Origin of the sequence: Streptomyces cinerochromogenes (assembly GCF_014648635.1) — a bacterium.
Taxonomy (GTDB): Bacteria; Actinomycetota; Actinomycetes; order Streptomycetales; family Streptomycetaceae; genus Streptomyces; species Streptomyces cinerochromogenes.
In genome coordinates, this window is the sequence record NZ_BMRM01000021.1 from 73849 (window position 1) to 99245 (window position 25397).

General features: G+C 68.9%; 27 protein-coding genes and 6 pseudogenes. 18 read left to right on the plus strand and 15 right to left on the minus strand.

From position 1 onward, the window contains the following. The first annotated feature begins 38 nt into the window (after positions 1-38). Both IEZ20_RS32660 and IEZ20_RS40090 read left to right on the plus strand, forming a co-directional pair. Positions 39-1037, plus strand: a complete 999-nt coding sequence (locus IEZ20_RS32660) for an NADP-dependent oxidoreductase (protein ID WP_189305373.1) — start codon at positions 39-41, stop codon at positions 1035-1037. Further along, the gene (locus IEZ20_RS40090; RefSeq protein WP_229896386.1) at positions 1034-1291 is read left to right on the plus strand and encodes a nuclear transport factor 2 family protein; all 258 of its coding nucleotides are present in this window, start codon (positions 1034-1036) and stop codon (positions 1289-1291) included. Before IEZ20_RS32660 ends, IEZ20_RS40090 begins: the two co-directional genes overlap by 4 nt. Positions 1292-2086: 795 nt before the next feature. On the opposite strand, the gene IEZ20_RS32670 is transcribed toward IEZ20_RS40090, so the two are convergent. Continuing rightward, positions 2087-2683 carry an NADPH-dependent F420 reductase gene (locus IEZ20_RS32670; protein ID WP_189305375.1) on the minus strand — a complete coding sequence of 199 codons (597 nt, stop codon included), beginning with the start codon at positions 2681-2683 and terminating at the stop codon, positions 2087-2089. 41 nt (positions 2684-2724) lie between these two features. Next, positions 2725-3543: an inositol monophosphatase family protein gene (locus tag IEZ20_RS32675; RefSeq protein WP_189305377.1), complete on the minus strand. Its 819-nt coding sequence runs from the start codon at positions 3541-3543 to the stop codon at positions 2725-2727. 139 nt (positions 3544-3682) lie between these two features. Between IEZ20_RS32675 and IEZ20_RS32680 the strand changes: the two genes are divergently transcribed. The 3 genes from IEZ20_RS32680 to IEZ20_RS32690 all read left to right on the plus strand — a co-directional run bounded on the left by IEZ20_RS32680 (position 3683) and on the right by IEZ20_RS32690 (position 7144). After that, on the plus strand, positions 3683-4588 hold the full coding sequence (locus tag IEZ20_RS32680) for a LysR family transcriptional regulator (RefSeq protein ID WP_189305380.1): 906 nt from the start codon (positions 3683-3685) through the stop codon (positions 4586-4588). 48 nt (positions 4589-4636) lie between these two features. Continuing rightward, complete coding sequence (locus tag IEZ20_RS32685) at positions 4637-6370, plus strand: succinic semialdehyde dehydrogenase (RefSeq protein WP_373304014.1); 1734 nt, start codon at positions 4637-4639, stop codon at positions 6368-6370. A gap of 63 nt (positions 6371-6433) precedes the next feature. Further along, the gene (locus tag IEZ20_RS32690; protein WP_189305384.1) at positions 6434-7144 is read left to right on the plus strand and encodes a type 1 glutamine amidotransferase domain-containing protein; all 711 of its coding nucleotides are present in this window, start codon (positions 6434-6436) and stop codon (positions 7142-7144) included. A 590-nt stretch (positions 7145-7734) separates the two neighbouring features. Here the strand turns inward: IEZ20_RS32690 and IEZ20_RS32695 are convergent. The 5 genes from IEZ20_RS32695 to IEZ20_RS40955 form a co-directional block, all read right to left on the minus strand. Continuing rightward, complete coding sequence (locus tag IEZ20_RS32695; protein WP_189305386.1) at positions 7735-8262, minus strand: DinB family protein; 528 nt, start codon at positions 8260-8262, stop codon at positions 7735-7737. Between the two features lie 356 nt (positions 8263-8618). Then, complete coding sequence (locus IEZ20_RS32700) at positions 8619-8840, minus strand: Cif family virulence factor (protein WP_189305388.1); 222 nt, start codon at positions 8838-8840, stop codon at positions 8619-8621. 437 nt (positions 8841-9277) lie between these two features. Next, positions 9278-9646, minus strand: coding sequence for an STAS domain-containing protein (locus IEZ20_RS32705; RefSeq protein ID WP_189305390.1), 369 nt, complete (start codon positions 9644-9646; stop codon positions 9278-9280). 4 nt (positions 9647-9650) lie between these two features. Beyond that, positions 9651-11111 carry a PP2C family protein-serine/threonine phosphatase gene (locus IEZ20_RS32710; RefSeq protein WP_229896388.1) on the minus strand — a complete coding sequence of 487 codons (1461 nt, stop codon included), beginning with the start codon at positions 11109-11111 and terminating at the stop codon, positions 9651-9653. Between the two features lie 293 nt (positions 11112-11404). Then, a complete protein-coding gene (locus IEZ20_RS40955; RefSeq protein WP_506004963.1) occupies positions 11405-11827 on the minus strand; it encodes a DUF8825 domain-containing protein in 423 nt (140 codons plus the stop codon). Between the two features lie 756 nt (positions 11828-12583). Here IEZ20_RS40955 and IEZ20_RS40835 point away from each other — a divergent pair. The 4 genes and pseudogenes from IEZ20_RS40835 to IEZ20_RS32725 all read left to right on the plus strand — a co-directional run. Continuing rightward, positions 12584-12679, plus strand: a pseudogene (locus tag IEZ20_RS40835) (helix-turn-helix domain-containing protein); the annotation flags it as partial. 111 nt (positions 12680-12790) lie between these two features. Beyond that, a complete protein-coding gene (locus IEZ20_RS32715; RefSeq protein WP_229896398.1) occupies positions 12791-13153 on the plus strand; it encodes a DUF1304 domain-containing protein in 363 nt (120 codons plus the stop codon). Beyond that, positions 13150-13713: a TetR/AcrR family transcriptional regulator gene (locus tag IEZ20_RS32720; RefSeq protein WP_189305394.1), complete on the plus strand. Its 564-nt coding sequence runs from the start codon at positions 13150-13152 to the stop codon at positions 13711-13713. Before IEZ20_RS32715 ends, IEZ20_RS32720 begins: the two co-directional genes overlap by 4 nt. Before the next feature lie 48 nt (positions 13714-13761). After that, positions 13762-13962 (plus strand): annotated as a pseudogene (locus tag IEZ20_RS32725) (hypothetical protein); the annotation flags it as partial. 12 nt (positions 13963-13974) lie between these two features. On the opposite strand, the gene IEZ20_RS32730 reads toward IEZ20_RS32725, so the two are convergent. Then, positions 13975-14658, minus strand: a complete 684-nt coding sequence (locus tag IEZ20_RS32730) for a hypothetical protein (protein WP_189305398.1) — start codon at positions 14656-14658, stop codon at positions 13975-13977. Positions 14659-15057: 399 nt separating this feature from the next. Here IEZ20_RS32730 and IEZ20_RS32735 point away from each other — a divergent pair, with 399 nt between their 5' ends. After that, on the plus strand, positions 15058-15756 hold the full coding sequence (locus IEZ20_RS32735) for a bleomycin resistance protein (RefSeq protein ID WP_189305400.1): 699 nt from the start codon (positions 15058-15060) through the stop codon (positions 15754-15756). 106 nt (positions 15757-15862) lie between these two features. Beyond that, a pseudogene (locus IEZ20_RS32740) lies at positions 15863-16442 on the plus strand (IS701 family transposase); the annotation flags it as partial. A 404-nt stretch (positions 16443-16846) separates the two neighbouring features. Here IEZ20_RS32740 and IEZ20_RS32745 read toward each other — a convergent pair. Beyond that, positions 16847-17728 carry a prohibitin family protein gene (locus IEZ20_RS32745; RefSeq protein ID WP_229896389.1) on the minus strand — a complete coding sequence of 294 codons (882 nt, stop codon included), beginning with the start codon at positions 17726-17728 and terminating at the stop codon, positions 16847-16849. A gap of 664 nt (positions 17729-18392) precedes the next feature. Between IEZ20_RS32745 and IEZ20_RS32750 the strand changes: the two genes are divergently transcribed. The 3 genes from IEZ20_RS32750 (at position 18393) to IEZ20_RS32760 (ending at position 19771) form a co-directional block, all read left to right on the plus strand. Further along, positions 18393-19220, plus strand: coding sequence for an SDR family oxidoreductase (locus IEZ20_RS32750; RefSeq protein WP_189305404.1), 828 nt, complete (start codon positions 18393-18395; stop codon positions 19218-19220). Between the two features lie 174 nt (positions 19221-19394). Further along, entirely contained in the window at positions 19395-19562 is a 168-nt protein-coding gene (locus IEZ20_RS32755) for a hypothetical protein (RefSeq protein WP_189305406.1), read from the plus strand. Beyond that, positions 19532-19771 (plus strand): hypothetical protein, encoded by a 240-nt coding sequence (locus IEZ20_RS32760; protein WP_308434713.1) that lies wholly within the window; start codon positions 19532-19534, stop codon positions 19769-19771. Before IEZ20_RS32755 ends, IEZ20_RS32760 begins: the two co-directional genes overlap by 31 nt. Before the next feature lie 88 nt (positions 19772-19859). On the opposite strand, the gene IEZ20_RS32765 is transcribed toward IEZ20_RS32760, so the two are convergent. Both IEZ20_RS32765 and IEZ20_RS32770 read right to left on the minus strand, forming a co-directional pair. Then, the gene (locus IEZ20_RS32765; protein ID WP_189305408.1) at positions 19860-20144 is read right to left on the minus strand and encodes a DUF7336 domain-containing protein; all 285 of its coding nucleotides are present in this window, start codon (positions 20142-20144) and stop codon (positions 19860-19862) included. 162 nt (positions 20145-20306) lie between these two features. After that, a complete protein-coding gene (locus IEZ20_RS32770) occupies positions 20307-20792 on the minus strand; it encodes a hemerythrin domain-containing protein (RefSeq protein ID WP_189305410.1) in 486 nt (161 codons plus the stop codon). A 387-nt stretch (positions 20793-21179) separates the two neighbouring features. Here IEZ20_RS32770 and IEZ20_RS32775 point away from each other — a divergent pair, with 387 nt between their 5' ends. Together IEZ20_RS32775 and IEZ20_RS40900 are read left to right on the plus strand one after the other, a co-directional pair. Continuing rightward, positions 21180-21836 (plus strand): SMI1/KNR4 family protein, encoded by a 657-nt coding sequence (locus IEZ20_RS32775; RefSeq protein ID WP_229896390.1) that lies wholly within the window; start codon positions 21180-21182, stop codon positions 21834-21836. Positions 21837-22093: 257 nt separating this feature from the next. Next, positions 22094-22285: pseudogene (locus IEZ20_RS40900) on the plus strand (IS110 family transposase); the annotation flags it as partial. A gap of 118 nt (positions 22286-22403) precedes the next feature. On the opposite strand, the gene IEZ20_RS32780 reads toward IEZ20_RS40900, so the two are convergent. The 4 genes and pseudogenes from IEZ20_RS32780 to IEZ20_RS32795 form a co-directional block, all read right to left on the minus strand. Beyond that, positions 22404-22862, minus strand: a complete 459-nt coding sequence (locus IEZ20_RS32780) for a PPOX class F420-dependent oxidoreductase (RefSeq protein WP_189305412.1) — start codon at positions 22860-22862, stop codon at positions 22404-22406. Between the two features lie 81 nt (positions 22863-22943). Further along, complete coding sequence (locus IEZ20_RS32785) at positions 22944-23336, minus strand: hypothetical protein (RefSeq protein ID WP_189305414.1); 393 nt, start codon at positions 23334-23336, stop codon at positions 22944-22946. Continuing rightward, positions 23332-23559 (minus strand): annotated as a pseudogene (locus IEZ20_RS40510) (helix-turn-helix domain-containing protein); the annotation flags it as partial. The gene IEZ20_RS32785 and the pseudogene IEZ20_RS40510, both read right to left, overlap by 5 nt. A 66-nt stretch (positions 23560-23625) precedes the next feature. After that, positions 23626-23727, minus strand: a pseudogene (locus tag IEZ20_RS32795) (RacP protein); the annotation flags it as partial. Positions 23728-23945: 218 nt separating this feature from the next. Between IEZ20_RS32795 and IEZ20_RS32800 the strand changes: the two are divergent. Together IEZ20_RS32800 and IEZ20_RS32805 are read left to right on the plus strand one after the other, a co-directional pair. After that, on the plus strand, positions 23946-24134 hold the full coding sequence (locus IEZ20_RS32800; RefSeq protein WP_189305418.1) for a hypothetical protein: 189 nt from the start codon (positions 23946-23948) through the stop codon (positions 24132-24134). 348 nt (positions 24135-24482) lie between these two features. Then, complete coding sequence (locus IEZ20_RS32805) at positions 24483-24905, plus strand: hypothetical protein (protein ID WP_189305420.1); 423 nt, start codon at positions 24483-24485, stop codon at positions 24903-24905. The last annotated feature ends 492 nt before the right edge of the window (positions 24906-25397 follow it).

The following is a 25397-nucleotide window of genomic DNA, read 5'->3' on the forward strand; positions in this document are numbered from 1 at the left end:
TGAAGGAGCAACGTTTCCCCAAGAAAGCGACAGGCGAGATGAAGGCGATCCAGTTCCACGAAGCGGGCGGGCCGGAAGTTTTGCAGTATGACGAGGTGCCGGTTCCCGAGATCGGCCCGGGCGAGGTGCTCGTCCGGGTGCACGCGGCGGGCATCAACCCGCCGGACTGGTACCTGCGTGAGGGGATGAAGGTCATGCCGGCCGAGATGAGGCCGGCCCTGGAGTTCCCCCTGATCCCCGGAACGGACATGTCAGGTGTGGTCCAGGCGGTCGCTCCGGACGTGCTGGGGTTCGCCGTCGGTGACGAGGTCTTCGGCATGCTGCGGTTCCCCGGATTCGACGGCCGGACATACGCCGAGTACGTGGCCGCGCCGGCTTCGGACCTGGCTCACAAGCCGGCCGGTATCGACCACGTGCAGGCGGCTGGGGCGCCGATGGCCGTGCTTACGGCCTGGCAGTACCTGGTTGATCTCGGCCACGACGTGCCGTCTCCTTTCACCGGCCAGGTGCACCAGCCGGTGCCGATCAGGCCAGGGATGACCGTGCTGGTCAACGGGGCCGCCGGTGGAGTGGGCCACTTCGCGGTGCAGCTGGCGAAATGGAAGGGGGCACACGTAATCGCGGTGGCCTCGGGCCGGCACGAGCAGTTCCTGCGCAAGCTCGGCGCAGATGAGTTCATCGACTACACCAGGACGCGGGCCGGGGACGTGGTCAGCGGTGTCGACCTGGTGATCGACACCGTCGGTGGCCCGGACAGCTCACGCTTCCTGGCCGTGCTCAAGCGCGGCGGCACGATGCTTCCGGTGTTCTTCGCCCAGTATGACCCGGAAGAGACGGCGCGTCTGGGCATCACGGTCTCGAACATTCAGGTGCGTTCCAACGGTCCCCAGCTCGCCGAGATCGGGCGCCTGTTCGACGAGGGCAAGCTCCAGGTCGGGGTGGACAGCACTTACCCGCTGCCCGAGGCGGGCAGTGCACACACGCGAGCCGCGCAGGGCCACCTCCAAGGCAAGATCGTGCTGACGGTGGTCTCGTGATCGCCGAACTCCAGCAGGCGGTGGCGCACTACGCCCACGCCCTGGACGAGCTGAATGTGCCCGAGCCGGAAGCGGTTCTGGCCGAAGACCCCACCTGGACCTTGACGATGCCCGGACAGAGAGTGCTCGACCCGGTCACCGGACGCGCTCCGGTGCTCGGCTTCATCCGTGACGGGCACACGGCCCGGACCGGAAGGGTGCGGCACCACCTGGGTGATGTCGTGGTCACGACGACGGACGCCGTGTACCGCTGAGGTGCGGGCCTATCCGGTGTAGACGAGGAACACCGGCGAGAGCATCGAGATGATCTCGACTGGGGTCTACGAGTTCTGCCTGCGCCGGTCCTGCGGTGGGTGGCGGATCGCCGAACTCACTCTGACGCTGGACAACGCCTTTTAGGGCGGGGCCAGGCAGTGTGTCCGGGGTGTCATCGGGTGCCTGCCGGCGGCGCCCGGGTACCGATTGGGCCGACGGCGAACGGTACGGGCCTCTGTAGAGGGATGGCCGGCTGGTCGACGCGTTGTTGAACGCCGGCAGTTTCGGTCCCACTGACAGACGAGCAGGCGGTTGGGGACAGTCCGAGTGGTGATGGGCTCTCCGGCGGTCGCAGGGGTCAGATCCTTCGACGTGGAGCAGGCAGGCGGCGAGTCCCGCCACGTGTGCCGCGGTTTGCGAGGTCCGACGCCCGTTGTGTGCGCCGGCATAGGAGTTCGCCGTCATCCGGAAGAGGCTCACCGAAATCCGCAGGTTCATCACCGGAGTCGTCGCCCCGCAGACGGCTCTGCAACCGAAGGGCCTGTGGATCAAGCACACCCGAACACCCGGGTCGAGATCGGCGATCGGCTCGTCTGGAAGCTGGAGCCGCCCCGGGGTGTCGGCCAGCACGACAGTTGCCTCGCCCACTGCCCCCCTGCTGGCCGCCGAGCATGATCACCTGTTCCGGAGGTGAAAGAGGAGCGCCCGACCCGGCGAACGCCGGTGTGCACCTCAAGCGGGTACCAGCCGGAGCGAGCCGGCTCCGGCCACCTCCGGCCGGCGCAGCTCGACAGTCAGCGGGCGATCGAGATCGCGAAGGGTGTGAATCCGCTGGACCGAATCACGTGCGGGACGAAGAGGATCGCGGCCTCTGTGGCGCGGGCGGTCTGGATCCCGCCGAGGTCGGTGATCCATTCCTTGTGCCAGCCGAGGTTGATGAGCAGTTCACGGACGGTCTGCTTGGCCTGCGGGTCCTCGCCGGAGAGGAAGGCGTCGGGCGCCTGGGTGAGCGTGGCTGGCGCGGTCATCACCGGGAAGAGCATGGTGTTGAGTGTCTTGACGACACGCGTTTCGGGGAGCGCTTCCTGGAGTTGCTCGGCGAGGCTTGAGCCGGGGTAGATCAGGTCGGCGGGCAGTCCGTCCGGTCCGTCGGTGGTGGCGTTGGAGACGTCGACGAGGATCTTGTCGCGGAGTTCCTCGCGCAGGGCGACGAGCCGGTCCAGCGAGCCGGCGCCCGGGGTGGCGTTGATGACGATCTGGGCTGTGCGGGCGGCGTCGGCGGCGGCGCCCGGCGTGCGGTCCGCGACGGTCACCTCATGCCCTGCCCGGGTGAGGGCTGTGGCCAGGTTGCCGCCGACGCGGCCGTTTCCGAGAACTGCGATCGTGGTCATGATGATGTGGTCCTTCCGTGCGTGCGGGTTGTGGTGCGCGGTCAGTGGGAGAGGGTGGCGACGGCTTCGGCGTGGACGCCGGGTGCGGCGGCCAGGAAGCTTTCGCTCTGCGGGGTCCAGGGACGGCCCCCGGCGTCGGAGATCTGTCCGCCGGCCTCGGTGACGAGCAGCGCTCCGGGAAGCAGGTCCGCGCGGGCGCCGGCGAACTGCCAGAAGGCGTCGATCCGGCCGGCGGCCACATTCAGCAGGTGCAGGGTCGCGGATACGGCGGTGCGGACAACGAGAGCGTCGAAGAGCATCGCGGTGATCGAGGAGCCGACGCGTCGCACGACCTTCTCGTCCTCGTCCGGCCGGGCCTGGCTGGTGGCCACGATGCTCAGGCCGAGGTCCGCGGTCTGGGAGACGTGCAGCGGCCGGCCGTCGAGGTAGGCGCCCGCGCCGGTGAGCGCAGTGCAGGTCTCGCCGGTCAACGGCAGGTGGACCGCGGTGAGCACGGGCTGGTTGTCGCGCACGAGGGTGGCGGTCACCGCCCACTCCGGCAGGGCGTGCAGGTGGTTGACGTTGCCTTCGGCCGGATCCACGACCCACCATTCGCCGGGCGGCAGCGCCCCGCCGTCCAGTTCGTCCTCCACCCAGCCGGCGTCCGGGCGCAGGCGCGTGAGGCGGGGGCGCAGGATGTCGAGGGCCATCTCGTCGTTGGCGGCGAGCGCGCGCATCAGCTCTTCGCGGGTCTGGTAGCCGACCACCTCGCCGAAGCGCTCGCGCAGCGCCGAACCCGCCTCACGCACGGCGATCGCGGCCTGAGCGAGCACGTCGGCGTCGAGGGCGGCGACGTCAGTGGTCTGGAGCGTTTTGGACATGGTGGTACTCCCGTCTGAGGAGGGGTGCTGAGGCCGGTCGAGGGCCGAACTGCGCGTTATTTCTTGCGCTTTCGTCTCAACGGTATGCAGCCCTTCCATTAACTTCAAATGCATGTCAAGCACGGCTAGGATTACTCACATGCAATTGGATTTGAATTTGCTCGCCGCGCTCGACGCGCTGCTGGAGGAGGGCAGTGTGGCCGGGGCGGCGGCGCGCCTGCACGTCACCGCCCCCGCGATGAGCCGGAGTCTGGGCCGGATTCGGCGCACGACCGGGGATCAGATCCTGGTGCGCACCGGCCGCACGATGACCCCGACGCCGTATGCGATCGCAGTCCGGGAACAGGTGCACGAGCTGCTGCACCAGGTTCAGGGGGTGCTGGCACCGAGCCGTGAACTCGATCTGGCAACGTTGGAGCGCACTTTCACACTCCGCTGGCACGATTCCCTGGTCGCCCTGAGCGGCCCCGCACTACTCGCGGCCGTGCGCGGACAGGCGCCGGGGGTGCGACTGCGCTTCGTCGCGGAATCGAGCATCGACACCCCCGAGTTGCGGCGCGGCGAGGTCGACCTGGAGGCGAACGCCAACCGCCCGAGCGCACCGGACATCCGAGCCGAGAACGTGGGTGAGACCCGCCTCGTCATCGTCGTGAGGCAGGGGCACCCCCTCACCCGCGTCAGGACCGTCACCGCAAAGCGGTACGCCGCCGCTGAGCACGTCACCGTCTCGCGACGTGGAAACCTCAACAACGCCCTCGACGACGCCCTCGCGCGGCTCGGCCTCACCCGCCGCGTGGTGGCGACCGCGCCCACGGAAGCGGCCGCGCTGGAGTTCGCGCGCGGCTCCGATCTCCTGATCACCGTCCCCGAAGTCACCACGCGGTCAGCGGTCGCCGACCTCGGCCTGGTCGTGCTCCCCCTCCCGCTCGACCTGCCGTCGGCACCCATATACCTGTCGTGGCATCAGCGCTACGACACCGACCACGCCCACGCCTGGCTGCGCGGGCTGGCGCGAACCGCGCTGGCCATGAACGGAGCGTCGTAGTCGGTGCCGTCCGGCCGCTCCACCCATAACGTCCACGCGACCACCTCGATGCCGCACGGCCGACCGCTGTGCGGACCCGCATCAGATCACCATTCCCCGGCGAGAACGTACACCGCGCGCACTGGCCTCCGCCACTCCGCCGGATATGCGGCCCTCCGTCGCGCCTGCCAGCAGCGCCGGGTCAAGCCCCAGCAGATCCGACAGCGGCCTGCGGTGCGAGGACAGCCCGTCGAGCGTCAGCGGCGCGTGCCCCGCCACCCGGCTGCCACCGTGAAATGCCGGCCACAGGCCCGCGCCAGTTCCCCAGCCGCGGCGACCTCGCCGTACACCGGCGCACCGCTCGCGGACCTGCCGGTCTCCACCCCCGGCGACGTCGAGGATGCCTTCGCCCGGGCACGCGCCGCCCAGGTCGGCTGGGCAGCCACCACGGTGGCCGACCGCAAGCGCATCATGCTGCGCTTCCACGACCTCGTCCTCCAGCGGCAGGAGGAAGCCCTCGACCTGATGCAGGCCGAGAGCGGCAAGACCCGTCGCGACGCGTTCCTCGAGGTGAGCGACATCGCGATCACGGCCCGCTACTACGCGCGCAGCGCACGGCGGCTGCTCTCACCGAAGCGCCGCAAGGGCGCGATCCCGGTGCTGACCCACACCACCGAGCTGCACCACCCCAAGGGCGTCGTCACCGTCATCTCGCCCTGGAACTACCCGCTCAGCATGGCCGCCGGCGACGCCCTCCCGGCCCTGATGGCCGGCAACGCCGTCGTACAGAAGCCCGACACCCAGACCGCCCTGACCGCGCTGTGGGCGCTGGACCTGATGCGCGAGGCCGGACTGCCGGCCGACGTCTGGCAGATGGTGGTCGGCCGTGGCAGCTCCATCGGAGACGCGCTCATGGCCGGCGGAGACTACATGATGTTCACCGGCTCCACCGCAAGCGGGCGCCGGATCGCGCGCGACGCGGGCGAGCGGCTGATCGGCGCGTCCCTGGAGCTGGGCGGCAAGAACGCCATGGTCGTCCTCGCCGACGCCGACATCGAGAAGGCCGCCGCCGGCGCCGTCGGCGCCTGCTTCCCCTCGGCCGGCCAGCTGTGCGTGTCCATCGAGCGGCTCTACGTCGCCGATGAGATCCACGACGCGTTCGTCACCGCGTTCGTCGAACGCACCCGGGCCATGCGCCTGGGCGCGGCCTACGACTTTTCGATGGACATGGGCTCGCTGACCACCCCCTCGCAGCTCGAGACCGCCAGCTCGCACGTCGATGACGCGGTGGCGAAAGGCGCGACCGTACTGGCCGGAGGCAAGGCCCGGCCCGACCTCGGCCCCCTGTTCTACGAGCCGACGATCCTGGCCGATGTGACCCCGGACATGACGCTGTTCGACCGCGAGACGTTCGGCCCCGTAGTGTCGATCTACCGCTACCGGTCCGTCGACGAGGCGGTGGCGATGGCCAACGCCACGCCGTACGGCCTCAACGGGAGCGTCTGGGGCCGCAACGGCGCCGAGGCGCGCAAGGTCGCGGGACGGCTGCACGTCGGCACCGTCACCGTCAACGAGGCGTTCGCCGCTGCCTGGGGCAGTATCGACGCCCCCATGGACGGCATGGGCGACTCGGGCCTCGGCCGTCGTCACGGCGCCGACGGGCTGCTCAAATACACCGAAGCCCAGACCGTCGCCCACCAGCGCCTCCAGGGCTTCACCCCGCCCCGCGGGGTGAAGTACGAGCAGTGGGCGCGGATCCTGACCCGGGCGTTCAAGACGCTGCGTGCCCTGGGCGTCCGCTGACCGAACGCTGGCCATGACGGCCCGCCACCTCGCCACCCCGGTCCGCATGAAAGGAGATCAGCCATGACCAAGCGCGTCCTCAACGTCGTCACCAACGTCGGCCACTACGACGACCCTTCCCACACCACTGGCCTGTGGCTCTCCGAGCTCACGCACGCCTGGCACGTCTTCGAGGAGCACGGCTACGCGCAGACGCTCGTCAGCCCGGCCGGCGGCGCGGTGCCTCTCGAGCCGCGTGCGCTGAAGTTCCCGAACTACGACAAGACCGCCAAGGCTTGGCGCGCCAACCCCGGGAAGATGGCGCTGCTCGAGAACACGGCGAGCCCTGACCAGATCGACCCATCAGAGTACGACGCGATCTACTTCACCGGCGGTCACGCGGTGATGTACGACTTCCCCGACAACGAGGGCCTGCAGCGCATCACCCGCGAGATCTACGAGCGCGGCGGCGTCGTTTCCTCGGTCTGCCATGGCTACTGCGGCCTGCTCAACACCCGGCTCTCCGACGGCTCTCACCTCATCGCCGGCCGCAAGATGACGGGGTTCGCCTGGACCGAGGAAGTCCTCGCCCGCGTCGACAAGCTGGTCCCCTACAACGCCGAGGAGCAAGCCAAGCAGCGCGGCGCGCTCTACGAGAAGGCGGCGCTGCCGTTCGTTTCCTACGTCGTGACCGACGGCAACCTCGTCACCGGCCAGAACCCGGGCTCGGCCAAGGCCACAGCGAAGAAGGTCGTCGAGGCCATCGAGGGCAACGCGTCGAAGGAGCGAGGCTGAGTCGAGACGCAGTCCTTCCGTGACAGCAGGGCTGAACGAGCACGCGAACTCGGGGCCCGAGTCGTGCATCGAACGACCTCCGCATTCTCCTCGACCACCTCCAAACACTGCGGCCCCGCGACGTCAAAACGCCGTCCAAGCCACGGACAGCCGCGAACCGCAGGCTACGGCCGGGGCGTCAACCACCCGTCCTCGACCGTCGGCCTCGCATGACCGCCGGTGCTCCCCGGCAGACCGGTACCGCCACCGGCCTGCCGGGGGCCTCAGAGGGTCACCCTGCCATGCGGTGGTGACGGTCGTACGGGACTACGCCCCGGTATCCAGCGCGGTCCCCGACGCCCGCGACCTTGTGGCCGACGTCATGCGCCAGTGGGGCCTGCATCTGGAGAACGACATGATGCTGATCGCGGACGAGATGGTCGCCACGAACTGGTTCCACAGGCGTTCGAGCAGGCAAGACGGCAGTGCGGGCACGGCTGTCCTTCGCGATCACCGAGCGCAGAGAACTCCATCATCGCGTGGCCCCGTGGCCACTCGGAGCCCCCACCACGTCCGGGGCACCTGCTGCCCGGTCGGCCAGAGAAGGAAACTCAGTCGCCCGTCGCCCCGTCGGTCCGCTCCCGAAGGAAGTCAGCGTGGCCGTTGTGACGAGCGTACTCCTGGATCATCAGCACGTAGACCCAGCGCAGGCTGAGGCAAACTCCGCGAGAGGACACGAAGGTCTCGTCGAGATCGTGTCCGGCCGCCGCCGCGTCACACGCGTGGACCTCGGTCCGGAACAGTCCGAAGTCTCTCTCCGCATCGGCTGCGCGCACTCCGTCGAGTCCCTCATTGCCATCGGACGGGCCGGTGAAGACATCACCGATATCCTCACCCGCAAAGCTTCGTCGGAACCACCATCGCTCCACCTCCGCCATGTGCCGGACCAAGCCCAGGAGGGTGAGGTTCGACGGCTCTACGGTCGTCCGCGCCAATTGGGCCGGCTCAAGCCCGGCGCATTTGGCCAGCAACGTCTCCCGGTGCCAGTTCAGCCAACCCTCCAACATCTGACGCTCAGTTACGGTACCCAGGTCCCCTAGCTGCTTGGTGCGCTCGACCGGTGGTGCTGTCCATGCCATGGATACACCCTGCACTGCCCTACGGGAGGGATCAAATAGGCACTATGGCAGTGCGGTCAGGCTGTCCTTTGCGATTACTGAGCGTAGAGGACTCCGTGATCGCCTAGCCCCTGGCCGCTCGGCTGCCTCCCACCTCCGGGCCACCCTATTGCCGGTCGGTCTGAGCCCCATCGTCTGCGCGGGTGGACCGGCCGAAACAGCCGCCGCAGCGACTGATTCTCGGCGTTCCGGTGCAGCGTCCCGGGGAGCCGCGGCTGCCTCATGAGGTGCATGACGTGTTGGCCGACGCCTCGAGGTTCGCCCCACCGGTGGGGGCCACACGGCTCGCCTGCGGTCGGCAGTACTGTCGAGCGCAGTCAGTCAAGCGTCGCTGTACCGGTGGCCGTAGGGTTGTCGACCAGGTAGATGTGGGTGCCGTCCGGTCGCCGGCGCAGCACGTCGGACGACACGCCGCTCATGTCGAGCGCGGTGCCGTCGGGCGAGGTCGCCTTGATGATCCACTCATCCGCCCAGGCGACGATGTCCCCGGTGGCAGGACCGGTCCAGCGATGTGCCCGCGGGTCCGGACGCACGCTCACGTAGGCGAGACCGCAGTGCGGATGTCCTCCAACCCCGGCACGTACGCACCCGGCCCGGTGACGTAGATCGAATCCGGGTCGAAGCAGACGCATTGCATGGAGAACACCGTGGCGCCGCAGCCGCTGCGGCACCCGAAGCCCTGGCCGCGGCCGGACGCCGTCGACTTCCTATGGTGAGCCCGGCGACGCGGTCGAGTGGCGAGCACCGGACGCTGCGGCCAGGGCCAGGCCGGAGAAATCTGCATGCGCTCCCCCGGCGGCCGTTCGGTCACCGGCACCGCGCTACGTCCGTCTGCGAGGCCGGTGGCGGACAGCTGGGCCGTCCGGGTGTGAAAGGAACCTCCCCGGCGAAGTTTCGGACCCGGTGCAGGATGCCGTCGACCGCCTGGCGACGAATCGCGCCACCCCCGCAACGTCGAGACTGGCCAAAAAGCGGTTCAGACGGCGTTGCGAGCGCCCTGGTGGGCGCTGAGCGCGTCGGCAGTGCTCGGGTAGTGGGGCAGGAGGCTGTCCACTCCGGTGAGGGTGAGCATGCGCATCAGCCGGTCGGGGATGGCCGCCAGGGTCAGGGAGCCGCCGGCGTCCTGGGCGCCGTGCCAGATGCCGATCAGTGCGCTGAGCCCGGCGGAGTCGCAATAGCCCACACCGGACAGGTCCAGGATCAAGTGGTGGTGGCCCCGGCCGATCAGCTCCAGCGCGCGGCTACGCAAGCCGGGTGCGGTGTGCAGGTCGATCTCACCCGTGACGGTGGCGACCGCTGCGGGACCGGAGGTGGCGGTCAGGGTCAGCTCGATGTCGTCGGTCATGGTGTCAGTGCTCCTCGCCGGCGGGCGCGGCGGCAGTGTGTGCGGTGGATCCGGCCCCCGTCGCGGCGGCGGCCTGGTCGGGAGTGGGAACCGACAGAGCCAGCAGGGCGACGTCGTCACTCGCGCCCTCGGGCAGGGCGTGCAGCAGACCGACGGTGTCCTGGATCAACTGCGCCGCCCCACACGAGGCGGGACGAGTGGTGAGGAACGCCGTCAGGCCCTCGTCACCGAGCATGGTGCCGGTGCTGGTGTGTGCCTCGGTCAGGCCGTCGGTGTAGAGGAGCAGGGCCTGACCGGGGGCGAGGTGGAGGGTGGTGGAGGCGAAGCGGGCGCAAGGGAAGGCCCCGATGAGCATGCCGCCCTTGGGATGGACCGCTTCCACCCGCGTGTGGGTGGCGGACCCGGCTTCGGGCGGGGCGGGGCTGAGGTGGTAGGCCGGGGGGTGCCCACCGGTGGCCAGCTCCACGGTGAAGCCGCCGGCCGCGTCAGGGGTGAGGGTGGCGAAGAAAGCGGTGCAGAACCTGCTGCCCGCCCACACATCGGCCAGCAGGGCGCTGTTCAGAGCCTCAAGTACCGCGACGGGATCATCCGTGTGCTGGGCGGAGGCCCGCAGGGTGTAGCGGGCCAGAGAGGTGATGGTGGCCGCCTCGGCGCCCTTGCCGCACACGTCCCCCAGGAACAGTCCCCACTTCCCGGCGGGCAGGGGGAAGACATCGTAGAAGTCGCCGCCCACGTCGTGCGCGGACGCGGTGTGATAGTGACAGGCCAGCTCCAGGCCGGGCACTGTCGGCAGTGCCGGCGGCAACAGAGTGCGCTGCAAGGTGGAGGCGAAGGAGGCGATCGCCGCCTTGTCCCTTTCCGCCTGCTCCCGGGCCGCCCGCTCAGCCTCGGCGGCGCGTTGCTCCTGGCGCACGGTGCGCAGCGCGGACAGGCGCAGCTCCATCTCGTCCAACACGATCGCCGCCAGATCGGTCAGGGTGGCGGTCTGGTCGGAGGTGATGGAGCGGGGCTTGGTGTCCAGGACGTTGACCGTGCCCAGCTTGTGCCCGTCCGCGGTGGCGATCGGCGCGGCGGCGTAGAACCGAACTCCCAGCGGACCGGTGACCAGCGGGTTGCCGCAGGCGACGTCGTCGAGCAGAGTGTCGGGAATCACCAGCGCATCGTCGCGCAGCACCGCGGAGCCGCACAGGCCCGGGTCCCGGCCGATCTCGCTGACCCCGTCCAGGCCGTGCGCGGCCTTGAACCAGATCCGGTCCTCGTCCACGATCGTCACCGTCGCCACGGGGACGTCGAACAGCCGGGCTGCCAGCGCAGCCACCCGGTCGAACGCGCCGTCGGGCGGGGTGTCGAGGATGTCGTAGCGGCGCACCGCCTCCATCCGGCCGCCCTCGACGACCTCGTCGGGCACCAGATGCAGGCGCTTGTCAGTAGCGCCGTCCTCGGATGCCGAAGCCTGCTCGGGCATCGGCCCTCCACTTCCTTGACCTCCCGCAGCCACTGGGCGCGACTCGGGCCAGCGGCAAGCCTATGCGGAACGAGTGTGCGAAGGCCATCGGGTGCCATCCGGCGGGACTCTCCCGCCTCACCCCTTGCCGGGCCCCAGCACCGGGAGGACAGCACCGGGGCGCCGGCGACTCCCGTCCCGGCTCCGCCACCGGGCTGACGGCGGCGAGTCGCGACGGGCGCCGGCCGACGCGCAACCGGCTGAGCGGGCCCCGATCCCCGGCCGCGCCGCCCGTCCGGCCGTCCCTTCCTCCTTCACACCAGCCAAGGAATACGGGCAGAGCAACCAGACGGGGATGTCAAGGGGCCGACCACGGCTAAAGCCGCGTCGTGATCTGGTGCGGACGCGGGGACGGTCCTGCGGGCCGCGCGACCCTTGGCACAACAGATGGGCGCAACCCTTGCCGTAACCCCGTGCTCCTGGTCTGGCGGGGCGACCGGTTTCGCGGCCCGGACGGCTCCGTGGGCGCGGGGGAGGTGGCGCAGCGCGGAGCGTGCCGCCGGCACGGAGGGGGCGGTCTCCCAGTAGGGGTGCCACCACAGCCGGACGGACAGGAGCAGCAGGCGGCGGCGCAGGGCGGTGGTGTCTCGGGGTCCGGGCGCGGCGACCGCTTGGTAGGTGGTGTTCCAGGCGGCTTGCGTCCGCACGAGGCCGTCGGGGAAGTCGGTCACGTCCATACCGGTATTAGATTGCTTGTTCGGATTCCGTGTCGCTTCGGGCACGCCCGAGCGGTCGGGTTCGCCCCGGGCATGGTCGGCCTCGTGGTCGGGCCTGTCGTCTGCGCCACGGTGGTCCCCGGCCGGCGCCCGGCGCTCCTGAATCTCCAGCCACGGGCCGCCCGACAGGTGATGCGGCGTCACTCGACAGGGTGGTTGACCCTCTCACCTCGGGGTGTTGCCGGGCTCGGTGAAGGCGCTGTGGTTGGCTCCCGCCTGGACGAGGCCGGGCCACGTCGGCGCAGGGGCGAGACCGGCGGCTGGCCGTGCTGGAGTGGTTACCCATACAAGGACCTCTCGAACGGCCCCCGCTCGGGGGCTCCGGCACCGGGACCGCTGGAGAAGTCGGTGCCGCAGCGCCTGGTGGCGTTCGCCCGCGACGCGGCCGGGGGGTGAGGAAGGGCCGGACGCGCTGTACGAGGTCGCCGGCCGGCTCATGAAGCCCTACTGCGGGGCAGCGAACCCCGCCCTGGTACGCGCCGCGCTCGAAGCCGGCGGCGACGTGCCCGCCGAGGCGGAAGGGCCGGACTCGCCAGGAGCATCGTGCACCTGGTCGCCGCGATCGGCTTCGGCGTGCAGGAGGTCGGGGCGGACGCTGGCCGAAGCGTTCGGCATGGTCGGGCTGACGGCCGAAGACTGGGCACAGATGCTGAGCGCGGCCGAGCGCGGCGAGGGGCCCGAAGTGGACTGGGACTGCTCCAGCAACACGCGGACGCGGTGGCTCCGCAGACGGTCCGCTACCGGATGCGGCAGCTGGACGAGCTGTTCGGTGAGCTACTGCACGCCCCGGCAGCCCGCTTCGAGATCCAGCTGGCCTTACGGGCACCGGAGCTGCGCCGAGGGGGGTGGCGGGACCCTGTGATTCCTTGGACAGGTGTCCAGCTATCCTGGACACCTGTCCAAGAAGGGGAGGGCTCGCTGCTCATGGAAATCGTGGCGAACGTGCTGGTCGGCCTGGTGGCCGTGTTGCATATGTACATCCTGGTGCTGGAGATGTTCCTGTGGCAGCGGAAGCCGGGGCGGGGGCTGCACGGGTTCGACCCGGAGACGGCCCGGGCGACCGCTCCGCTGGCCGCCAACCAGGGGCTCTACAACGGCTTCCTCGCGGCCGGGCTGGTGTGGGGGCTTCTCGCCTCCGACCCGACCGGCTTCCGGGTCCAGGTGTTCTTCCTGTCCTGTGTGGTGGTGGCGGGCGTGTTCGGCGCCACCACGGCCAACCGCCGCATCCTGTTCGCCCAGGCGCTGCCCGGCGCGCTCGCGCTGGCCGCCGTCCTCGCCGCACGATGAGCCGGGCGCCGCACGAGGACCCGAGGGCGGCGCGCACCCGCGCCCGGCTGCGCGCCGCCCTGCTCGCCGAGTGCGCTGAGCGACCGCCGGCGGAGGTCGCCGTGGCCGCGCTGGTGCGCCGGGCCGGGGTGGGCCGGGCCACGTTCTATGTGCACTACGACGGCATCGAGGCGCTGGCGGTCGACGCGTGCGCGGACGTCGTACGGCAGGCGGTGGACGCGCTGCACGCCTGGCGAGGGCGGCCCGATCCGGTCCACGCCCCGCCCGCGCTGCGGGAGTTCTTCACCGGTCTGGCCCCGCACGCGGCCCTGTACCGGTCGCTGCTCGCGCCGGGCGGCGGCGGGCCGCTCGGCCGGGTGCTGCACCGGGACCTGCGGGCCCGCAGCCTCGAGGAGCGCGAACTGGCCGGCGCGGCTGACGCCCCGCTGGTCGCGTCGGCGGTGGCGGCGACCTTCGCGGGTGTCCTCGCGGACTGGCTGCACGGGCTGCTAAGGGCCGCGCCGGAGGAAGCCGCGGACCAGGTCTGGCAGTTGCTGGTCGCACTGCACCGCAGCCGGTGACCGGTCACTTGCAGGCGACCTCCCGCGCCGCCCGGGGCCAGGTCTCCACTCACCCTCGCCAACTCCAACCATCCCAACCACACCGTCCAGACCCGGGAGTTGCACCGCTACCTCCGCTGGCGCAACCTGAATGCCCGGCGCCCCGACGTCCTGGCCGCTCAGCGGCGCGAACGCGCCCGCGTCCGCGTCCGCGTCCGCGTCCGCAGCGAGAAGGGCATGCGCTGGGGCAGGCGGCCACTCGTCGCGTGAGAGTCGGCGTGGTCACTGGTGGTGTGGCTGCTCGGTTTCCCAGTCGACGCGGGTCTGCGGGGTGACCGGCAGGGCTTCGAGTTCATCGTCACCCAGGAGCCTCTCAGCAGTCTTCGCCGAGCAGCCAACGTAGGTCGACAACAGGTCATAGTCGGTCGTGACCACCCAGCTGCGATCCTGCGGCCACCAGAACTCCGGGCCGCTTTGCCCCACCACGTTCATCACCGCTTCCCTCACGGTCTCCAGGTCCGCCAGAGAAGCGCGACGAATGAGCGGCTGATCTTCGCCCCAGAGCAGGGCCGCGAGATCGTAGGCGAAGTAGACGACCTGGTCGCCGGACACCTCGCCAAGTACACCAGCCAGCGCCCGCCGACTGCTGTCGTCGAGAGCTCCGTCTTCGGCCTGCCACAGGGAGCGTCCCGAACTGCAGCCTTCATCCCGCAGCCACCAGTGGGACAGTTCAGCATGGAACGGGACGGCGGAGTCCTTGGCCCAGGCTTGCCACGTGCGGCTACGGCCCGACCCATCGGTGGCCTCGAAGCGATGAAAGATCCGCACGTATGCCTCGTACCCGGTCGGTACAAGCTCGGACACCACGTGCCCAGGCCCAGACTCCGCGCGGCCAAGCCGGTCTCGGAGCCAAGCCAGCTCCGTACCGTCGTACGTCCATTCACGTTTCACTGCCATGGCGCTCATTCTCGCGTCCCCGGGATGTGCCGCCTTCGAGGTGACAGCACAGCAACCCGGTGATCGTTTCCGGTCACAGCACTAGGGTCGCAACCAGCTTGAGACGTACAAGGTCGCTGGTGAGAAGCAGGTGACGGTCGCCCTCCGGGAGGCAGCTGGGGATCACAACGTCGATGCCTTCGCCGACGGCGACGAGCTGAGCAGCCTGACGGTCACCCTTCGGGGCGACCGAGGATCGACTTAGACCGGTTGACATGCGCCCCATGACGGCTGGCGGTCGCCCTCTGGGGCGAAGTCACGGCAAGCACCGTTGCAGTACTAGGGCTGCCGCACCATGCGCCCGTTGATAGCGGCGGGTGGAGGCCAATCCGTTCGCCCCTACTACTCAAATTTGACTACGCTGTCGGCATGGAGACGACCATCCCGATCCTGCCGTGCCGAACCATCCAGCCTGTGCTCGACTTCTACACCGTCCTCGGCTTCGAGGTGACCTTCCAGCAGAAGAGCCCCAACCCGTACGCGGTCGTGGAGCGCGGCGGCATTCAGCTCCACTTCTTCGCGTTGAAGAAGTACGAACCGGCCGAGTCCTACAGCACGTGCTACGTCCATACCGATGATGTCGATGGGCTGCACGAGGTCTTCCGGGCTGGCCTCAAGGCGGCGTACGGAAGAATCCCGACCCGCGGGCTGCCGCGAATCGGGCCGCTGAAGGACACGTCATACGGCATGCGGCAGTTCCTTTTGACCGATCCGGGCGGCAACTGCATCCGCATCGGACAGCAGACGAGCCAGGACCAGCACCACCGACCCGCGCCCAAGGATCCCTTTTCCCGAGCCCTCCATCACGCATCCCTGCTCGCGGACTCGAAGGAGGACCTCGCGGGCGCCGCGAAGATCATCGATCGGGCGCTACGCATCGAGGACGAGCCCCCCACGCCCGTGCAGTTGCTTCGGCTCCTTGTGCTGCGTGCGGATGTAGCCGTGCGCCTCGATGACGAAGAGACCGCGAGGTCCGCGCTCACCCGAGCCTCCGCAATCCATCTCACCGACGAGGAGCGGGAGTACGCCCATGACGACCTCGAGCGCCTCTCTGAACTGGAGGCCTGAGACTGTGGGGCCTGCTTGCGTCCGACGACGGGCTGCGGGTCGTGGGGGCCTGGTACTGCAACGGTGCTTGCTGTGACTTATGGCCAGGTTGGTCGTTGGGGTGGTTATGGGTGGGGGCCTTGCTGATGCCAGGTTGTGGGCGGGCGAATTGGAAGCTGTGCATGGGCGGTTCGCGCACCGTTTCCGCAGATCGGAGCCCCGGGGTTCCGCACTGGCTCATATGCGGGGTCTGATCGCTCCGCTGCAGCGGAAGAACGGCTGGACGCTGGCGGAGGAAGCCGGCCATGCGGGCCCGGACCGCATCCACCGGATGTTGAACCGGGTCGAGTGGGGCGCCGACGAGGTCCTCTACGACGTGCGTCAGTACGTGGTCGACCACCTCGACGACCTCGACGCCGTCCTGGTCGTGGACGACACGGGCTTCCTGAAGAAGGGGGCACGGTCGGCAGGGGTGCAACGGCAGTACTCCGGCACCGTCGGCCGGACGGAGAACTGCCGGATCGGCGTCTTCCTCGCCTATGCAACCGGCCGCGGGCGGACGCTGATCGACCGGCGTCTGTATCTGCCCACCTCCTGGACCGACGACCGCGACAGGTGCCACAGGGCCGGCATCGACGACGAGGTCGTCTTCGAGACCAAGGTGGCCATGGCCAAGGGCGATGGTCCGCCGTGCGATCGCGGACAAGGACCTACACCCGTCGAGCACATCGGCACTGGTCGACCTGGCGCAGACGACGTCAACACCAAGCCGCACCAGTCACTGCAAACGCCGCGGACACAGCCACTGACCTGGCTGCTAGTCACGGCAAGCACCGTTGCAGTACCAGGACGGCAAGGCCCCGGCCCATCCATCGCCCGGCCGGGTTTCCAAGTCGCTTCCAGCGCCTGGACCAGGGTCGTACGGGCCGGTCGGCGGCCGTCACGGACAACGACGTGGCGCAGGTAGCGGTACATCTACTCGGCTGTGATCAGCGCGATATCCATCATGTAGGAGCAACGCCATACCGCTCTGAACGTGCAAGAGAGGCTCGATCAGCTGCATGTCCCGCCACGCGGGAGCAGCGGCCGAGCTTTCTCTCGACGCCTGGTGTCACCTCTTCCCGCTGTCCACGATCACCGGTGTGCCGTTGGCGTCCGTGCCGCAGGGGACCGCGTAGACCGGGTTGGCCTTGGCGGCCTCCTTGTAGGCCTCCAGACACTCGTTGTACAGCACCTTGTCGCTGAGCGAGCGTGCGATGATCTTGTTGGCGGCGGCGATGCCCTCCGCCTCGATCCGTTTGCGTTCCGCTTCCGCCTTCGCCGTACGGGCCGCCTCCGTGGCCCGCTCGGTGGCCTGCTCCTGCTGGATTTTCTTGTCGATCTGGTCCTGCAGCCTGTCCGACGGCCTCACATTGCGCAGGTTGACGGTGGTGACGTCGATCCCGCGCGGCGCCAGACGCTCCTTGACGAGGCCAGCGATCTCGGAGCCGATCTGCTCGCGCGCGGAGGTGTACCCCTCCTCGCTGGTGTGCTTGGCGAAGACGTTGCGGATGATCTCGCGGGCGTCGGGCAGCACCAGGCGCTGCTCGACGGCCTCCTCGCTGCCCGCCAGCCGGTACAGCTCGACCGCCTTCGCCGGCACCACGGCCCACTTGATGGTGACGTCGGCATACAGCAGACCGCCCTGCGAGGAGCGGACCTCGACGACGTCCTTGCCGTTGAGATCGAGATCGACCGGGCGGGTCGAGAAGGACGTGACGTCGGTGAACGGCGACTTGAAGTGCACGCCGGGCGTCAGCGGCGTACCGGTCTTCCCGAAGGTCACCGGGACGCCGACCTCGTAGGCACTCACGACATGCACACAGGCGAACGTCGCCGCCAGCAGCCCCGCCACGACGCTGAGCGCCGCCCCGAGCTTCCAGCCCGTCACCTCCCGGTGCCGGCCGACGAGAAAGAGGACGACGGCCGCTATGAGCAGCACGATGGACAGCACGAACACAGGTGATCCCCCTCAAGAAGCGTTCTCGCGCCCTCCTGGGACGCGACCCCGGCGCGCATCGTAGCGACCGGAGGTGACGCCCGTACCTCATCGCGGCTCACCCGTGATACGGGTGCCGGCTGGGTGGATCAGCGAACCGTTCCCGACCGTCTCGTCCACTGCCCGGGATCGTCGGGGCCGTTCGCTGGACGAACTGGGAACTGTCGTCTGCAGGCTCCCTTGGGTTGCCACATCGTTTGGCCTGAGGCGGCCGGCTCGAGCAGTCCTGTCCCGCAGCCGTGTCGTGTGCTGCGTGCCAGCACAGAGCGCTGCGTTCGGGGCCGGCGGTACGCCGCCGGGACCGGCGGATCATCGCTGACGGTGGTCCGGTTTCATCATCCGGAAGCGGGCCACGTCACCCTCGGTGGCCCATCGCTGGAACTCCCCGCCTGTCGAGGATCCTGAAGCGGTTTCGGGCTTGCGACCAGGACTCGTCAGGAGGCCACCGGCACCGGGTTCGGCCTGGCCGGGCAGCCGTACCCCGCGACGGCCGTCCCGGCCCGGTGCTGGACGGCCACCGAGGCTATACACCTCGCTGACGCCGGGATCGGCGCGGCGCCCGCCGATGATTTCCGCAGTGCCGTGTCCGATACCGGCCGGGACGGTCTACCGTCGCGTCATGACGGTCTTGGTCATCGGCGGCAGTGGCTTCCTGGGCACCGAGTTGATCCGGCAGGCGGCAAGGGCCGGGCACGCAACGGCCGCGACCTACGCGACCAAGCCCGGCACCACGTCCCACGCCGCGTGGTACCAACTTGACCTGCGGGATCCCGGACGCGTGGACGCCGTCATGACCGAAGTCGGCGCGGATCTTGTCGTCAACGCATCCAGCGGCAACGCCGACTGGGCGGTGACGGCTCAGGGGCCCGTCCGGCTGGCGATGGCCGCGGCGAAGCATGGAAGCCGCCTGGTCCATGTGTCCAGCGACGCGGTGTTCTCCGGCGCCCGAGTCCATTACGACGAGTCGTGCCTCCCTGACCCCGTCACCCCATACGGGGCGGCGAAGGCGGCAGCGGAGACCGGGATCCTCCTCGTGCATCCGCAGGCCGTCGTCGCCCGCACGTCGCTGATCATCGGCGACGGGGATTCCGTGCATGAGCGCGTTGTGCAGGAACTGGCCGCCGGTACCCGCGACGGTGTCCTGTTCACCGACGACATCCGCTGCCCGGTGCACGTCGCCGACCTCGCCGCCGCCCTCCTGGAACTGGCGTGCGGCGACGCGGCCGGCGTCCACCATCTCGCAGGGCCCGACGCGGTGAGCCGTCACGAGCTCGGCATCCTCATCGCCAGGCGTGACGGCCTGGACGCCTCCCGGCTGCCCAAGGGCCTGCGGGCCCACAGCACGCTTCCCGGTGCCCTCGACGTACGCCTCGACAGCCGGGCCACCCAGCGGAATCTACGCACCACGCTGCGCGGTGCCCACCAGTTCTGCACCACACCAGCGTGACCGCCCAGGCCGACACCGCGCTGCGGGCTCGGGCCGGGGCGCAGGTGGAGGTGGAGGTGGAGGTGGCAGGACAAGCTGGACGCGTGGACAAGGTGACCCCCGGCCGGCGCGGCGGCGGAGTCAGGTCAGGCGCTGGGCAGCCGAACCGCCCATATGCCTGGGAGGCATTTCGGCATGTCCGCCATCCGTGAGGGCACGACCGCACCCGACCCCGACGACCGCAGCCGTCTAGGGCGGGCCCCGGTCAGCGCCGCGCAGGCCTTCGGCATCAGGGTCTTTCCCCTGCTCGGTGCAGGTCTCGCCTTCACGGCATGCCGCTGCGCGAAGTACTCGCTCTCCTGAGGATCAAGGCCCTGGTCCACGTCCGGGACACCACCTTCGCCAAGGACGCCTCCCAGCTGCGGACCGCTAACGCGCCCCGCTCGACGGCCACCTGGCGCAACCTCGCCATCGGAGCTCTCCGCACAGCCGGTTTGAAGTACATCGCGGCCGGCCTCCGTCGCAACGCCCGCGACCCTGGCCGACCCCTCACGCTCCTCGGCCTCGGGTGATCGCGAACCGAACGTCATGGAACTACGCCGAAGCCCTGGGGCTTACGTGACCACGGAACGGCATCCCACCGGGGCTCTGCCCACCGGCCTACTCGCCCGGCGGAACTCGAACGAAGCCCTCGGTCCAATGGTCCTCATCGAGCTCGTAGGCGTCGAAGTGGAAGCACTCCGGTTCATCACGGAAGCCTGGTAGCAGTCGAGCCTGACGTATGCGCTCTTCAACCTGTTCGAGGGTTGAGTAGATGCCGAGCAGCTTTACGTCGTCACCGTCCTCCTCATCGCAGAACACGCCGCTCTCATCGACGTGCACTGTCGAGCCGTCGTCGCCGGCTTCATTCTGGTGGCCGACATGCCACAGCGGATACACGATCACGGACGCGAAGCTATCAGCACACGAGTTCGTGGGGCTTGCGGCGTTCGGCGCCCCTCACCTCCTGGTACCTCACGAACACAAACCGGGCATCACGCGACTTCGCCGAGGCCCTGCCGACCGACGGCTGACTACCCCTTACTTCGCCGCGCCGGATCAGATACTTCACGCCAAGCCGAACTCGAACACCATGCCGGACCAGCCCGTATCAGGTATTCCGTCGTCGAGCGCCTTACTGATCGTCCGCTCTTCGTAGCTGAAGTGAGACTCCATGATCGCCGCCAATCCGTCGAGCTCGCCCCCGATCGACTCCAGGGCTGAACCACGCGATTCTGCAGCCCTGTCAGCGAGTTCCCTCACCCGAGACAGGATCGAGGCGATCAGCTCATGGTCCTCAACAAGTTTCGCGACCGTCGCAGCAAGATCCGGGCGTTCTCGTAGTAATTCGGAGAACATCCCGTTGTCCTCACCCTGGTGGTGCGAGGTCAGCGCGGCACAGAAGGCCAAGCAATGGGTGACAAGTACATCGTCGCTCAACCGGCGGCGTCCGAGGCTTGTCCTGATCTCGCTGATCTGGCGACGCAGTTCTTGATGCGCTTGCGCAAGCTGCTGACTCAAGGCGACTACACGGTCGCCGTCACGGGAAGCCACGGATGGCGGCCCCTTCGATTCCACACCTCCATGCCTGACGCAGTCCGTCACCGGCACGCGATGCTGACGCCATCTGATCACGCGCCGCGGTAGGACAGCAAGCACGGCTGCCCATCGCCTAAGAGCTCGTCACACGGTCTTGGAAGTGGTCGTCGAGGGATGGCGATCGTCGGATCCATACTGGCCGCTCTGGTGAGCTGCCGACCGTTCCTGGAGGGTCGCTCGCCCATGGGTGGCCCGATGGCTTCTTGGTGCTGCGGCTCAGGCTTCCGATACCTTGCGTGGCATGAGTGGCAGCTTCGACGTGGCCGAGGCTCTGGACGGCGGGATTTCCGATCGGGAGCGGGCCTGGGCATCCGCAGTTTTGCTGGTGCTTGGGGTGATCGGTTGACCGAGGGCGACGGCACGCCCGAGGCGGAACTGGCGCAGGCGGAGGCGGCTCTCGGCTGCTCGCTGCCGACTGCGCTGCACGAGTTCTATACGCTCGCCGGAGCCCGGACCGACCTGGTCGCCAACCAGGACCCCCTGCTGCCGCCTCACGAGATGTTTGTGCACGACGAGTACGGCGGTGTCCTCGTATTCCGCAGCGAGAACCAGGGCTGCGCCTTCTGGGGCGTGCGCCTTACCGACCTTGACCAAGACGATCCCTCAGTGCTCGTCCACGCGCGGCACGGCTGGGTGCCGTTCATGGACCAGGTATCCGTGGCCTGCGTCGAGCTCGTACTGAGCGAGGCGCTGCTCGGCGGCGGAGGACGGCTGTACAACGCCTGCGAGCTGCCGGCAGACCTGCTTGATGCGGTGCCCGAACACTTTCAACGGATCCAACTGCCGGACTACCCGATGTGGACCGGTCCGGAAGAGTTTCCCGTGCGTTGGTTCTCTGCCCCCGGCAAGCTGCTGCGCCAAGACGGCCTGGGCGCCCACAGTTGGCTTCACATCCGGGGCCGGACACGCGCCGATTTGGATGCGATCTGCGAGATCGTTCCCGGACGGTGGTCCCTGGGATACACCGAGTCACTCAGCTCCGAGCCGCCACCCTTCTGATCTGCTGCGGACCTTCTTGAGACGTCTCCAGCAAATGAGGCCTCAGGCACATGAGACGAGGGCGTCGTGCAGGTCAAGGCGTCTTTCCCAGCGGACGGCCAGGCGCTTGAACTGGTGCAGGAGCGAGAAGGTCTGCTCGACGACGTAGCGAAGCTTGCCCAGGGCCTTGATGTTTGGGAGCCCTGAGAGCTCGTAACACGATCTTGTGGATGTGTGCTGGCCGGCAGTGACCAGTAACGACCTCACCGCGAGGATCAGGTGGCGACCGCCAAGCCAACCCCGCTCTCTACACCATCGTCCTAGCTCGCCTGCGCTGGGACACCTGCGCCCGCGACTACGTGGAGCGGCGCGCCAGCGAGGGCAAGACCTGTCGGGAAGCCATCCGCTGCCTCAAACGCTACGTCGCACGAGAGATCTACCAGATGATCGTCCCCAGAAGCACGGTGGCACGGCACACCAGCTGCTGCTTGACATCCATGGGGCATCAAACTCGCCGTCCACTATCACGCGACCGCGCTGGTCGCAGCCATCAACGAGTGGCTATGACCAGCACCGACCCGATTCGTCCTAGCTGTCGATGTCGAGTGCTGTTCCGTACATCCGGTCCACCTTCAACCGGATGACCACTCGGCGCTCGGCAACCAGCTCCTCCAGAAACGCGTCTTCATTCTCCGGCTTCGCAGCCTGCGGGATCATTCCGAGCAGTTCCCGACCAACCGCATCGCCAGGAACCCTCGTGATCTCCGAGACCTCGGCCTCGCCTTCGGCGACGGCGAACGACCACACGTCGCCGCCCTGCACATGCAGTGAGGCACGCGGATCGCGTCGCAGGTGGCCGACCTTGATGCGGTCGACCGTCGTTGAGAACCGCACGATGCGGGCCTCGGAGTCCCAGCTGTACAGCATGGTGGTCAGGTGTGGATGGCCACTGCGCTTGACAGTGGCGAGCGTGCCGAACTGCTGCTTGCCGAGCAGATCGGAGAGGGCTTCGTCGGACAGTGGGCGAGGCGCTGGTCCTTGAGTCATGACGTGATCAACATCCCTGGCCGCCCAAGAATTTCCTGGGCCCTGTGAGCCCCATCCCCACTTTCACAATACGCCCTAGTCTCAGTGCGGTGCGGGCAGATGGGGCAGCAGCGTAATGAGATCACGGCGGACGCGTGCGACCAGGACGACCGGGTCGTTCACGGTCCACTGGTGGGCCACGCCGATCGCGTCGGCGGCCACGGTGCGCGAGGAGCTCTTGTCGGGGAAGGCGCCACCGGTCACCCCGGCGGTGAAGGTCGCCGGTCCCAATGGAGGCGGCAAGAACAGCAGCGGGTGGTGCGGGGTGAAGTCAAAGTGCCCGCAGCGGGCGGCGGGCTCTGGGTCGAACAGCTGCGGCTCGGTCCACAGGCCGACGCTGACCACCAGCCAGGTGTTGGGGCGGTCCGGGTCGTCGCACAGCCACAGGTCGAACGTACCGACCAGCAGATGTTCCTCCCACTTACAGGGGCTCACCCAGCTTGGGCCGCGACACGGGCCCGGGAGACCGCAGCCCCTCGGTGCCGGCGTCGTGCCAGGCCCGGCGCCAGCGCTGCACCGAGCGCACACTCACCCGTAAGTCCTTGGCGACCTCCACCCTGGAGGCACCTGCGGCGAATCGCTCCGCAGCCTCCAGCCGGATCCGCTCGCGAAACGCCTGCCGTTCACGCGTCAGCCCACCACCCTGCGGATATCTCACACCACAGGCATACCGCGACGATCACACATCGTCAGCCCTCAACGACATCACGCCGCCAAAGTCAGTGACCAGTTGGGGGAAGGTCAGACCGGCCGGCCGCGCCTCGAACAGCACGAAGCGGACAGTGTCGGCGTGTCGCTGGGCGGCCGGCGATCTGCGCTCGGAGCTCGGTCCAGGAGTCCGCCGACCGGCTGGCCTGGTGGCGCGAGCGGTGCCTGCACCGCGAGCGCCTGGCCGGCTCCCGCACCACGCAGGCCGTCCCGTCGGCAGCGCCCGGGGAGGATCAGCCTCGGCTTGAGCCGTGATGTCCGGTCAAGCGGGCACGGGCGGCCCCGCGGGGCCGCTACCGTGGCAACAGGCCCGCAACTCCGTCCTGGAGGCCCCTGATGAGCGACCAGCCCGCACCCGACGACGTCCAGCTCCCGGCCGCCGGCCGGGAGGCGCTGACGCCCGATGGCGCGAACGCACTGCGCGCCTTCGCGGCCCGCACCCGCGAGAACGCCGACCGCCTGGCGGCCGTACTCGAGGACATCGCGCTCAGCGGCCTGCCCGACCCGGCGACCTGCACGCCATGAGAAGAGCTGCGTGAACGCAAGCTCGCGCAGCTGCACACCGCGCGCAGCCACGTCGCCTGATGCCGCGCCACTCCCGCCCCGGGCCGGCATCATCTTCTCCGAGTCGGCGGAGAAGCAGATCGAGGCCCTGACCGACGAAGCCGCACTGCTGGCCCTGGAGCGCACCCTGGCGGTGCTGTCCGTCGACCCCGTCGCCGGCGCTCCTATCCTCGGCTCCCACCCGGGCCTGCGCGACTACGCGACGACGTCCGGATCATCTACTTCATCACCGCGCTGCGCACGATCGTGGTCGTCGCCCACATCGAGGCCTGACCCCGCGCCGCTGTATATGCACTGGAGGTGCACCTGATGGCAGGTTTGCTCGGCATCGGCTTCTGGGCGGTCGTCGGCTACTTCGCCTGGCAGTGGATCGCAGCGTGGCTGAAGGACGAGCCCCCGGCGAAGCCTCCCCCGGTGACAAAGCCGAAGCCGGCCAAGCCGGCCAAGCCGTCCCCGCCTCCCGCTCAGCAACCGCCGAACACGGCGCCGAACAAGAAGCCGAAGAAGAACGGGGCGGTGAAGGCGGCGGGGGACTCCAGCGCCGCTCACCCCCTCCTTGACCATGACAGTCGTGGATCGTCACAGCCGACCCACCACCATCACACCCACCATTCCGGCAGTGGAAGCAGCCACAGCGCCGGGCATCACACCACGCACCACCACGACGCGGGAGGCAGCCACCACGGCGGCGGCCACGACATCGGTGGCCACGACGCCGGCGGCACGTTCTGACGTCTGCCACAGGTAACCCGCTCGCACGCATCACGCCCCGACCGCCGCTGGACGCCGGCAACATCAAGGGCCAGGACGTCCGCGCAACCGCCGCCGGCCGGCTGACCGCCGCGTACAGAATCAACAGCACACGGGGGCGCCTGTACGTGGTTCGGTTCTCTGGCTCGGCTGACTGGCTTTGTTCACGAGTAGTGGTTCTGGCACAGCTTCTGTGCAGCGGTCACCGAGCGTTCCGAGCCAGTGCGAAGGGATCCGACGTGCCCAACAGACCGCGGCCGGAGGAAGCTCTCGACTTCTCGCGGGCCGAGCTGGCGACCGGGCAGTCGGAGATGGCCGAGCGGACCACTCGGGGTGCTTGGCTCGCCTTCGTGCGTTTCGGGCGCTGGCGCTTTGACACAGCGGCCACGCCCGACTCCGACGGCTTGCTTTTTCGACACGGCACGTACGCCTTCAGTGGGCGACCGATGTTCACCGTGGGCCTCACCCGGCAGT

What these genes read in the sequence shown, in the direction of transcription:
- IEZ20_RS32660 (WP_189305373.1), top strand. Translation starts at nt 39, where the DNA reads ATGAAGGCGATCCAGTTCCACGAAGCGGGCGGGCCGGAAGTTTTGCAG.
- IEZ20_RS32670 (WP_189305375.1), bottom strand. Translation starts at nt 2,683, where the DNA reads ATGACCACGATCGCAGTTCTCGGAAACGGCCGCGTCGGCGGCAACCTG.
- IEZ20_RS32675 (WP_189305377.1), bottom strand. Translation starts at nt 3,543, where the DNA reads ATGTCCAAAACGCTCCAGACCACTGACGTCGCCGCCCTCGACGCCGAC.
- IEZ20_RS32680 (WP_189305380.1), top strand. Translation starts at nt 3,683, where the DNA reads ATGCAATTGGATTTGAATTTGCTCGCCGCGCTCGACGCGCTGCTGGAG.
- IEZ20_RS32685 (WP_373304014.1), top strand. Translation starts at nt 4,637, where the DNA reads ATGCCGCACGGCCGACCGCTGTGCGGACCCGCATCAGATCACCATTCC.
- IEZ20_RS32690 (WP_189305384.1), top strand. Translation starts at nt 6,434, where the DNA reads ATGACCAAGCGCGTCCTCAACGTCGTCACCAACGTCGGCCACTACGAC.
- IEZ20_RS32695 (WP_189305386.1), bottom strand. Translation starts at nt 8,262, where the DNA reads ATGGCATGGACAGCACCACCGGTCGAGCGCACCAAGCAGCTAGGGGAC.
- IEZ20_RS32705 (WP_189305390.1), bottom strand. Translation starts at nt 9,646, where the DNA reads ATGACCGACGACATCGAGCTGACCCTGACCGCCACCTCCGGTCCCGCA.
- IEZ20_RS32710 (WP_229896388.1), bottom strand. Translation starts at nt 11,111, where the DNA reads ATGCCCGAGCAGGCTTCGGCATCCGAGGACGGCGCTACTGACAAGCGC.
- IEZ20_RS40955 (WP_506004963.1), bottom strand. Translation starts at nt 11,827, where the DNA reads ATGGACGTGACCGACTTCCCCGACGGCCTCGTGCGGACGCAAGCCGCC.
- IEZ20_RS32715 (WP_229896398.1), top strand. Translation starts at nt 12,791, where the DNA reads ATGGAAATCGTGGCGAACGTGCTGGTCGGCCTGGTGGCCGTGTTGCAT.
- IEZ20_RS32720 (WP_189305394.1), top strand. Translation starts at nt 13,150, where the DNA reads ATGAGCCGGGCGCCGCACGAGGACCCGAGGGCGGCGCGCACCCGCGCC.
- IEZ20_RS32730 (WP_189305398.1), bottom strand. Translation starts at nt 14,658, where the DNA reads ATGAGCGCCATGGCAGTGAAACGTGAATGGACGTACGACGGTACGGAG.
- IEZ20_RS32735 (WP_189305400.1), top strand. Translation starts at nt 15,058, where the DNA reads ATGGAGACGACCATCCCGATCCTGCCGTGCCGAACCATCCAGCCTGTG.
- IEZ20_RS32750 (WP_189305404.1), top strand. Translation starts at nt 18,393, where the DNA reads ATGACGGTCTTGGTCATCGGCGGCAGTGGCTTCCTGGGCACCGAGTTG.
- IEZ20_RS32755 (WP_189305406.1), top strand. Translation starts at nt 19,395, where the DNA reads ATGTCCGCCATCCGTGAGGGCACGACCGCACCCGACCCCGACGACCGC.
- IEZ20_RS32760 (WP_308434713.1), top strand. Translation starts at nt 19,532, where the DNA reads ATGCCGCTGCGCGAAGTACTCGCTCTCCTGAGGATCAAGGCCCTGGTC.
- IEZ20_RS32780 (WP_189305412.1), bottom strand. Translation starts at nt 22,862, where the DNA reads ATGACTCAAGGACCAGCGCCTCGCCCACTGTCCGACGAAGCCCTCTCC.
- IEZ20_RS32800 (WP_189305418.1), top strand. Translation starts at nt 23,946, where the DNA reads ATGAGCGACCAGCCCGCACCCGACGACGTCCAGCTCCCGGCCGCCGGC.
- IEZ20_RS32805 (WP_189305420.1), top strand. Translation starts at nt 24,483, where the DNA reads ATGGCAGGTTTGCTCGGCATCGGCTTCTGGGCGGTCGTCGGCTACTTC.